General features: G+C 45.8%; 7 protein-coding genes and 1 pseudogene. 1 reads left to right on the forward strand and 7 read right to left on the reverse strand.

Features of this window, described 5'->3' with window-relative positions:
• Positions 1–49 precede the first annotated feature (49 nt).
• Positions 50–1,267, forward strand: coding sequence for a site-specific integrase (locus tag AAHA41_RS22080; protein ID WP_267529426.1), 1,218 nt, complete (start codon positions 50–52; stop codon positions 1,265–1,267).
• Between the two features lie 170 nt (positions 1,268–1,437).
• Here AAHA41_RS22080 and AAHA41_RS22085 read toward each other — a convergent pair whose 3' ends face one another.
• From AAHA41_RS22085 to AAHA41_RS22115, 7 genes and pseudogenes are all read right to left on the reverse strand, one after another.
• Complete coding sequence (locus AAHA41_RS22085; RefSeq protein WP_323071449.1) at positions 1,438–1,614, reverse strand: hypothetical protein; 177 nt, start codon at positions 1,612–1,614, stop codon at positions 1,438–1,440.
• Positions 1,615–1,640: 26 nt separating this feature from the next.
• Positions 1,641–2,021: a DUF2931 family protein gene (locus AAHA41_RS22090; RefSeq protein WP_323071451.1), complete on the reverse strand. Its 381-nt coding sequence runs from the start codon at positions 2,019–2,021 to the stop codon at positions 1,641–1,643.
• A 216-nt stretch (positions 2,022–2,237) separates the two neighbouring features.
• On the reverse strand, positions 2,238–5,360 hold the full coding sequence (locus AAHA41_RS22095; protein ID WP_323071454.1) for an AAA family ATPase: 3,123 nt from the start codon (positions 5,358–5,360) through the stop codon (positions 2,238–2,240).
• The gene (locus AAHA41_RS22100) at positions 5,341–5,886 is read right to left on the reverse strand and encodes an ABC-three component system middle component 1 (RefSeq protein ID WP_129505048.1); all 546 of its coding nucleotides are present in this window, start codon (positions 5,884–5,886) and stop codon (positions 5,341–5,343) included. The genes AAHA41_RS22095 and AAHA41_RS22100 overlap by 20 nt, the downstream gene beginning before the upstream one ends.
• Positions 5,870–7,132: an ABC-three component system protein gene (locus AAHA41_RS22105; RefSeq protein WP_323071456.1), complete on the reverse strand. Its 1,263-nt coding sequence runs from the start codon at positions 7,130–7,132 to the stop codon at positions 5,870–5,872. The genes AAHA41_RS22100 and AAHA41_RS22105 overlap by 17 nt, the downstream gene beginning before the upstream one ends.
• Positions 7,122–8,180: an MBL fold metallo-hydrolase gene (locus tag AAHA41_RS22110; RefSeq protein WP_041216035.1), complete on the reverse strand. Its 1,059-nt coding sequence runs from the start codon at positions 8,178–8,180 to the stop codon at positions 7,122–7,124. Before AAHA41_RS22110 ends, AAHA41_RS22105 begins: the two co-directional genes overlap by 11 nt.
• A 297-nt stretch (positions 8,181–8,477) precedes the next feature.
• Positions 8,478–9,211: pseudogene (locus tag AAHA41_RS22115) on the reverse strand (IS5 family transposase); the annotation flags it as partial.
• Between the last annotated feature and the right edge of the window lie 127 nt (positions 9,212–9,338).

Consider the following 9,338-nt stretch of genomic DNA (forward strand, 5'->3'; position numbering starts at 1 on the left):
GCCATCTTAGGGGATATAAGACAGGTGTGGGTTCAAGTGTGGGTTCAAAATGGCAATTTCAGATTCAAAACTCAAAGCAATGTTGCGTGGTCACGATGATGATACGCCCAGAAAGGTTGCGGACAGGGATGGGTTGTCTGTTCTTTGGAGGAATAGCGGAAAAGTCAGCTTCGTGTACCGCTATCGAATTTTAGGCAAGGCAAAAAACCTGACTCTGGGATCCTATACCGGCCAGGAGGGGGGGCTGTCGCTTTCCGAAGCAAGGAAAAAGGCGGCGCAATGTCGAGCTTGGTTGGAAGAGGGCAATGATCCCGCCTTGATGACGCGGATCGGGAAAGATGAAAGGCTTAAGCCTGTCACGGTTAAAGATGCACTCGAGTATTGGCTCTGCCATCACGCCGATAAGAAAAGGTCGAACAGTGAGAAGCATCGCCAGCAATTTGCGAAGTGGGTCTATCCCCGTATCGGAGATCTTCCTTTGTCAGATTGTGATACCCGTCACTGGTTGAGCGTTTTTGACGAATACTCGAAGGTAGCTCCTGTGGCTAGTGGGTATTGTTTCCAAAACTGTAAGCATGCTCTGAAGTTTTGCCGTGTCAGACAGTTTGCAGTGAGTAATGCATTGGATGACTTGACCGTCGCTGATGTTGGGCAAAAAGCTAGTAAGCGAGATAGGGTTCTGACGCTAGAAGAACTGCGCACACTATGGGATTGGGCTGAGAAGCTAGGTCCATATTGCTACTACGGAAATTTGGCCAAGATTCTGTTGTCGTTCGGCGCAAGAACTCAAGAAGCTCGGCTATCAGCCCCCGAAGAATGGAATCTAGTCGAAGGTACATGGACGGTTCCAGCGTCCAACTCGAAAACAGGTAATAAAATCGTGAGACCAATACCTGATTTTATTCGGCCGACGATAGACGCCCTGCTGAAAGCTGCCGCCGCACAGTCATCCTCATACTTGCTAGGGGAGCTCAAGCGACCAGAAGCGGTAAGTCAGTGGGGAAGGGGGATTTGGAAACGGATCGGGCATAGCGCCCCTTGGACATGGCACGATCTGCGAAGGAGCTTAGCGACCCGCCTAAACGAGGCTGGGATTGCCCCCCATGTCGTGGAACAAATTTTAGGTCATGCTCTACCTGGTGTAATGGCTCACTATGTTCATACGGTTCGGTTACCGGAACAAAAAATGGCTCTGGAGTTGTGGGGAGGGATTTTAAAACCTTCAGAACAACCGCCAGACAATATTGTGCATCTACAAGTGGGGTAGGGGAGCACAGATCTTTCTTCAGTGATTTGTAGACTGTGTAAATGGAGGGTACACCGGGTGTACCCTCCATTTACTTTTGCTGTATTTTGCAGACTGCTCCGCTATGCTACATAGCCACCTGATGGGCACGAAGCTGGTGCGGCGCCTTCCCTGGCCATTAGCCTTGCCTGTCAGGTGGTCTGTTGCAGGTGATCCTGATAGACCTTCTGCCACTTAGTATGCTCAGCCTTATCGCCTCTGGCCTGCCAGAAAGCACAGGTGCTCTGTGCCAATTCTGCGGCCATGGCATGGTCGTTATCACGACGACAAATCAGATACTGGGCTAGCCAGTTTTGGTACTGCTTCATTGATACCTCTTAAACCGCTATCCAAATCAATTGACCGGATCGGTATCCGTTTTAGGCTGTGCTGCGCGGTAAGCATCCATGATAGGAGACCACGCTTCGCCGGTTGGGATCGGATATTTGTCGTAATAGGGGCGGACATTCTTATCGAAACTGGCCCATCGCTCCTGATATTGGCTATCTAGCGGCACTTTCTTGTCATACCAATCGCCGGTCACTTCATGCGCCATGCCACTCGCAATCAGCACGTCAGGTAGTGGATCTGGGCTTCTCAAGAACACCTCCACATATCCTCCTGGGGCGAGCCCTAGCGCGATGTAGTTACGTTGGGCAATTCGATCATCTTTGAGGCGGTAACGCTGTGCCATCCGCTTGCCCAGATCCTTGGGTAGTTCCAGCGGTAATCCCATATCGCTTCTTGTCGTGATACGACACACATTCGATCTCTACCTCATGCGCAGACCTGTTCCTTGGCAAACTGGATAAATACATGATTTCACATCAGCGACTTATTCGCAGTATCCTTAGGGACCAACACCTCTCGCATACTAAAGTTATTATTCCCCATAGCGGCTACTACTGCTTTCTAAGAAGCCGCTCGGGGAGCATCATATCAATTCAACTCGTCAGCCTTGCCCCACAACACCAAAGCTTTCAAGTTGCAAAAATTTTGATTTGAAGACATCGGTAGGAATCTTACGCTTGAGTAAACCAAAGAAGTTTTCGTCATGTGTGGAAATAATGATTTGCTTATTAAATCTTTCCGAGACGTTTCGCAACAAATCAATAGTAGCCAGAACATTAATGGAGTCCATTGACTGAATAGGGTCATCAATCATTATCACATCCAGAGGTGTCCCAGACTTGTCCATCGCGTGTAACGCGTTAGCAAGAAAGACGCTCAGGCTAAGAATATTGAGCTGCGCTGCACTGAAATATAGCATTGGAGAAATTATGTCACCTCTCTCATCTTGCAATACAATATTCAATCCCGGCTTATCATAAGATTCAAAGTCAACTACGAACTGAACAGTTTTGAATGAAGGATGCGGATCGATTTTGCTGTAAATAGCATTAATCAAGTCGGTAAAAAAGAACTCTTTAACCCTCTCTTTCAACTTCGATACAACGTTATCTCTTTCAGCTGTGAGCTTACTTTCTACTAATCTATGCAGAGAAAGATTATGCTCGACCACTTTTAACTGGTCTCGCAGCTTTAATCCATCAAAGTAAGCTTTGAACGCCTTAAGCTGCTCCGTCAGCAAATCAAATGATTGGATTTTGGCGGCCAGTACATTATCACGACGAAGTAGCTCTGGTGTCAGTTTATTGATTTCCCGTTCGATTAGATCAGAATCATTTCCGAGTAGCTTTCCGACTAGCCGATCAACAGTTTGAACAAACGTAGTGATAGCAGACTGAGTATCATTCAGGTGCCTGACTGCTTCGTCTTTATTAGACGCTAAAACTGCAAAATCAACCCAATTACCTTCCGAATACATTATACCTTGAAGTTCGTTACATTCGCCTAATAGTTGGGCAAGTTGTTCACCCAGTTCATTAATTCTTGTCTTTAGCTCAATTTTTTTTCTATCGCAGCTTAAGGCAAGGGTCCTTATCTCAGCAACAGCCTCTTTGGAGATAAAGGCTTTAACTTTTTCGTACGAGGTTTTGTTCGTTATCTCGTGTATTAGGTTTACTAATCCCAATATCTGATTTTCGAGATTTTGAATTTGGGCGCGGAGCAAAGTAACCGAATGTTCGACTGAAGCCAGTTGCTGCGCCAAAAAAGGTCGTCGCTCAGATGCAACAGCTAACTCCGCGTCGACGCGCTTTCTCAATTCTTGCGAGTCAACATCCCAAACCCTCGCTTTCAATGACTTAAGCGTACGCTCAGCTGCGTCAACACTTGCTGCAAGACGTGTTCTTTGACTCTCTAGCTCAGTGACCCGTGAACCAAAATCATTGAGCTTCTGTCGTAACGACGATAAGTGTTCTGAATGTTTCCTCTGGGCTGCACCAACATGAGAATCAATTTCTGCTGAAAGCGACTGGATGCGAAGCGCGATTTTCTCTAACTCCTGTGCATTCTGCTTTGCAACTAACGTTAGAAGGTCATTATTCTTGACCGCTGAGATTAAGGCATCAGATGTTGGGTGGGGTAGTCGGCACAGTGGACAGTTAGAGCTGGGCCATTTTGAGAGGTAAGATATACCGAGTGAAACAAGGCTCTCCACTGCTTCCATTTGCTGAGTAAGAGCTACTTGAGTCGTTTTAATCGACTGGTCGTGTAAGCGCAATGCAGCTAATTCTTCATGAGCAACCTGAATTTTGACGATGAAGTCATCGGGCAGATTTAGGTAGCTGGTATCGCCATACAGCAGAGTATCAGCAGTGATTGGCAAGGTAGATATATTGTTAAGTTGCGAAACAACGGCATCCCGCTCCGCTACAGTGAGCTGGAGGGAAGTGAGCTTAGCGCTTAAGTCTACTTTCAGCCCAATCAGGCCGGCTTCGTTGACAGCAATTTCGGAGTAAATAGCTGGACTAGTTGTGATCAATGACTGAAGATCCAATGCCCTTTGATCGAGATCTGTAATTGATTTCTTGGTGCCAACTGCCGATGTTTCGGCCGTTTTAAGCTCCGCGGTTAATCGGTTTTTTTCTGCGGTTAGAACAGGTAATTGACCAATGGATTGTACTCTAACCTCTTCATCAGTAATAAATGAAGGAACCTGGGCAATAACCTCCTCCAGAACTTTCAACTCATCACTAATTGACTGCCATTCAGAAAGGCCGCGACTATGTGCTGCAGTGAGCTGTTGATATTTGACTGAATCTTGCAAGCCTTTCGATATACTGTTGACATACGAATTCTGCTGCGGCAACAGCTCTAGGTTACGCTTAAAACCAGGGAGCCCTGCTAATTGTAGCAATAACGCAGCATGTCGTTGCTGAATCGCAGTCCGCTCAGCATTAAGTGCTTGCGTCCGAGTGACTATCGATAGCAGTATTTGGTGTTCAGCATGCGCATCAAAGTTCTCATCGACGAAGACAATTGCTTCACCTTGAGAGTTAAGGGCGGCGGCAAGGGTATTAAAGTCTTCGAATATTCGGGAGTCGACCGGATTATTTAGCTGAGACTCGATTCTTGATCGCTCAGCCAGCAGCGTAACGATTTTCGATTCATTCTCATTGATTAGCAAGGTCATTTCTTGGCGTAGTGTTTCAGCACTTCCACCAAAAAAACTCATGAAAAGATCATATCTTTCCTGAGGTTTTGCCTCGCGAAGAAAACGGTCAATTGCGTCTTGGGATAGTATAACTCTCTTGTATACTTCTACATCTTCACTTTTCCTAGTTGCCTTAAATGTGAGATCGCTTGAGTTCGACCTTGGCTTTTTCAGCGTTCGTTCGAAATTTTCCGTGGTTGTGATTACAGATACGTGCGTAGGCACGTCATCCAACACCTCTGTATTTCGAAGTATCTTTTGAGGAACCTGAAGTTGCTTTGTGCCTTTTGCCGCCAGCTCATTATTTTTCTTATTGTGACTGTTGGTATACCTCTCAAGATTATCAGTAAATGCCCATTCTACGGCGTCGTAAAAAGAGCTCTTGCCGAATCCATTAGGGGCATAAATAGCAACAAAATTCGACGGCTCACCACTCTCATTTGTAAAATCAAAAGTCCCGTCTTTTTTGTACTTGTAAGCACGAAAGCCCTCGATCTCAACTTTTTTTATTTTCATTTTCTGACAAAAACTCGATTAGTTTGTTAATCATTTCACTGCGTGCTTTTTTCGCATCAACACTGGAACCTGAGGGTACACCTTTTACAATTGCCGCAATGGGTGTTTCTATGTCATCTTTGGAATTATCCGAAACTGGTGCTAGTTCGAGATCCGAGCCCAATAACGCTACGTTAACCAATTTTTCAACATCCGAAGAGTCAGGTAGCTCACCGAGCCCATCCAATATGATCTTCCTAGCAGCGTAGCGGTCATTTTGAATTACATATTTATCTCGAATATCAAGGCTATCAGGGCACATCAAAATCAAATATACATTCCATTTTGAATGTCCTCCTTCTGGCTTAAACTTAACTGATACTATACTTTGAATTACCTGCCAGTTCATCATGACGTCCGTTGACGACTCAAACCAACAAACGATACAGGTTAAAAATGATTGGCTAGAGGCAAACAACTCAAACCTGACCCCATCCACTTCGGAGGTCAGGAAGTTAAAGTCGTGCGCCCTACTTAATAACTTCATTATAATAATCCCTGAATATTTTCAGTTGCTCGCTCGGACGGGCAAGCCCATACTCACGATGCTTTTTCAGCACATATTTATTGCGCAACCCTTTCATATGCGCGACCGTATAAGTCTTATATACCTCGCTGTGCACATCATCAATTCTCCCACCAGTTCCTACTGTAGGGGCTGAGGCAATATCGTCAATAACCTCTTCCAGGTCTTCCTCGTCAGGAAGACAGGGAGCCTCCTCTTGAGGAGAACTAATAATCATAATGCCATGTTCGTCCAACGTGGACTTTGCTGCTTTCAAAATCTCCGAAAGATGTCTAATCCAGTGAGCATTACTGCCAGAGTAGACAAACCTGCGTCGCTTCTCCAAATCCTTTATGTAGTCCTCATCAATATTATTTGGACCATCAATCAAAGCACAAACGATTACAAATTCAAAATATGCAACCCACAGATCTCTATCCAACACAGCAGCTTGAGTTTCATGACCTACCAGCAACTTTTTGTTGTAGCGCGTCATCAGTTCATGCGGAGGTGGCAGCCCCAGAGCTATCACCGTATCTGCATACTCATGCAGTTTTTTGTGAAGTTTCACTACATTGTCTGGATTTGCGGCATTGAAATAAAAAATATCATCCTTAAGCTGTGAAAAGCACGTCATGAAGCTAGGCGCTATTAAGGCAAGATCGTGCTGAGCAATGATTTCTTCGAAGATGGCCATGGAAAAGCAACGTATGCGGCCCCATCGCAGATGCTCGTCTTCATCATCCATTCGAGACTCAACACCCACCAGGTAAGGGTAACCGTTGTACACGTGATACAGACCGCCACCAGACATGCCAACAATCGCATCTTGCGCTGGACTGTTGTTGAGATTACAAACCACTACGTTATTAAGTGTACTATTTTGGACGCCTGTATAAATCTTGTAGGGTATATCGGTATTGGTGTTAGTGTCAGGAAATCCCACAAATGAAAGCACAGCCCCTGTTGGCACATTCCCTAACCAATTGCGCTGCTTTACATTCTGTTGAAATTCAACCTTTATTACTGCGCAATCTAGTTTTGGGTGCAGATATGGCTCATCAATTATTTGAAGCGGAACTCCACTTCGGGTGACTTGATTAGTCGCGCTCAATACATGCTTGGCTGTGAAGACATAGGTGTAGTCCTGCGAGAGTGCACCAACGAGAACTCCGCTTCCGCCGTTTATTTTTACAGCATAAGAAATTATCAGCTCATCAGGCGTCATGTTCAAACTCTATCTGACCAACAACATCCAAGCGTCCAGCATATTGATGCTGCTCATTCGGAAGCAACATTGAAGCAGCGACTTCAGGGTAGTTGAAACAAATTTTTCCATCCCCAGCGGCGAGAATTCTTGCAATAGTTCTTTTATTGGGCAGTCCGTGCCTTGCCCCATTAGTGGAGATAACGTAATGCGCAGCAGAAATCATACTCAAAAAATCAGAACTGGTATTGTATTGACTTCCGTGATGTGAAATTTTCACTAAACTCAGCTGCAACTTGTTCTGCTCGTTATAACCTAGTTGCTTTAAGCTTTCGACAGTGCAGGTATCATAGGCATCCCCCAAGAATAACATTTTCTGATCGTCAGCCTGTAGCATGAAAGCGATTGAGCTTCCATTGGCTATTGATGTGTCGCTCTCGAAACTGTCGTCCACCCAGAGCTGCTCCAAACTCAGAGAGTAGTCGGTCACATCTGCAGATGTGTTAGGTGACGTTTTTTCCACTGGCCAAATACACAGGAGATTTCGAAGCTGAGTTTCATTTGGTGATAATATATTAAACGTAAAAGGGCCTTTGACTATTTGCTGCCCAGCCATAACTATATGACCACGTTCTACTCCCAGTTCATCTAGGAGAACTTCAAATTTTTTCCCTTGTCGAACGCTCGTGTCAGGAGATGAATCTGGCAAGTAAATGTCATTCGCTGGAATTTCAGGGGAACTGAAGTGATCTGTAATTAATTTTGACGAATTAAACCAGACGCTTTTTACAAGCTGGCCGTAACTTGGAGATTTTAAAGCCTTGAGAAGCCCACCGATGTGATCATCATCAATATGAGTCAAAATAACTAAGTCAAGATGCTGGTTCAGTACTTTGATCTCGTCGAGCAACTTGCACAATTCGCCTTTCATACGGTCCTGCTGGCCGTATTTGAAAGTTCCGGCGTTTCCACCATCGATAAGAAGGTTGAATGTACCGTGAGGCCCTTTATGGGTTACCAGAATGCAATCCCCATGATTCGCCTGCAAAACGCGTACACGGATGCCCATTAAACCTCCTTTTCGAAATGTTGATCTGATCAATAGTGGACACTTTGTATCATTACTAAAAGTTGTTCAACTAATACAGCTCAATCTGCCTGTAAAACAACGCTTTAACACTGAATGGGACAAAGCCGAGCTAAGGAAGGTGCGAACAAGTGGGTCGCACCTTCATCATGGACCCTTTGTGCCCAAGTTTTAAATGCTCATCATTCCGAAATTTTGACTTTTGCCGCCGATATTGGGATTTTAAGATCCATTTCGCCTCATTTCCGATGCTTATCTCGATTTATGGGCACTGCTATTTCATGCTCGTATCATCTGGTCCACTCGAAACAGATTCGCCAGCGTAAACAACATCGCCAGTTGGTTGACGTTCTTGCGCAGCCTGTTGAACCGGGCCTTCACGAAGCCAAATTTACGTTTGATGAGCCGGAACGGGTGTTCCACTTTGGCACGGACGCTGGACTTGAGCCTCTCAAAAGCAATGACTGCCTTGTTTTTACGAGGATGCTTTTTGAGTTCCTTGAGTTTGCCAAGGCGCATGGCAATCGCCCATTCAGCCTTCACGTCGGCCAGCTCTTCAAGATTTTCAGCCCCCTGATATCCGGCATTAGCGAACACAAACTCTTCCTTGCCATGGAGCAGATTACCCATCTGATTGAGGTCGTGCTCGTTGGCTGACGTAGTCTCCAGACTGTGAGTCAGACCACTCTTGGCATCGACGCCGATATGAGCCTTCATGCCGAAATACCACTGATTGCCCTTCTTGGTCTGATGTATCTCGGGGTCACGCTCTCCACGCTTGTTTTTGGTGGAGTTGGGGCTTCGATGATGGTGGCGTCGACCAGCGTGCCTTGCTTCATCATGATGCCAGCGTCACAGAGCCACTGGTTGATGGCCTCGAAGAGTTGGCGTGCCAGTTGGTGCTGCTCCAGCAGATGCCGGAAATTCATGATGGTAGTGCGGTCAGGGATGGCCTGGTCCAGGGAGAGCTTGGCAAACAGACACATCGAGGCAATCTCGTAGAGTGCGTCTTCCGGCGTTTTTCAAGATAGTTGTCGCGTAACCCTGTTTTAAGCCGCTTGTTTTTCTTCTGGTTCTGACCGCTCTGGGTTCAGCATCACGGCTCCTATCGGTGTCCAGTTTCGTGTGTTCCCACTCCAT

Origin of the sequence: Aeromonas sp. SER (genome assembly GCF_038739615.1) — a bacterium.
Classification (GTDB): domain Bacteria; phylum Pseudomonadota; class Gammaproteobacteria; order Enterobacterales; family Aeromonadaceae; genus Aeromonas; species Aeromonas jandaei.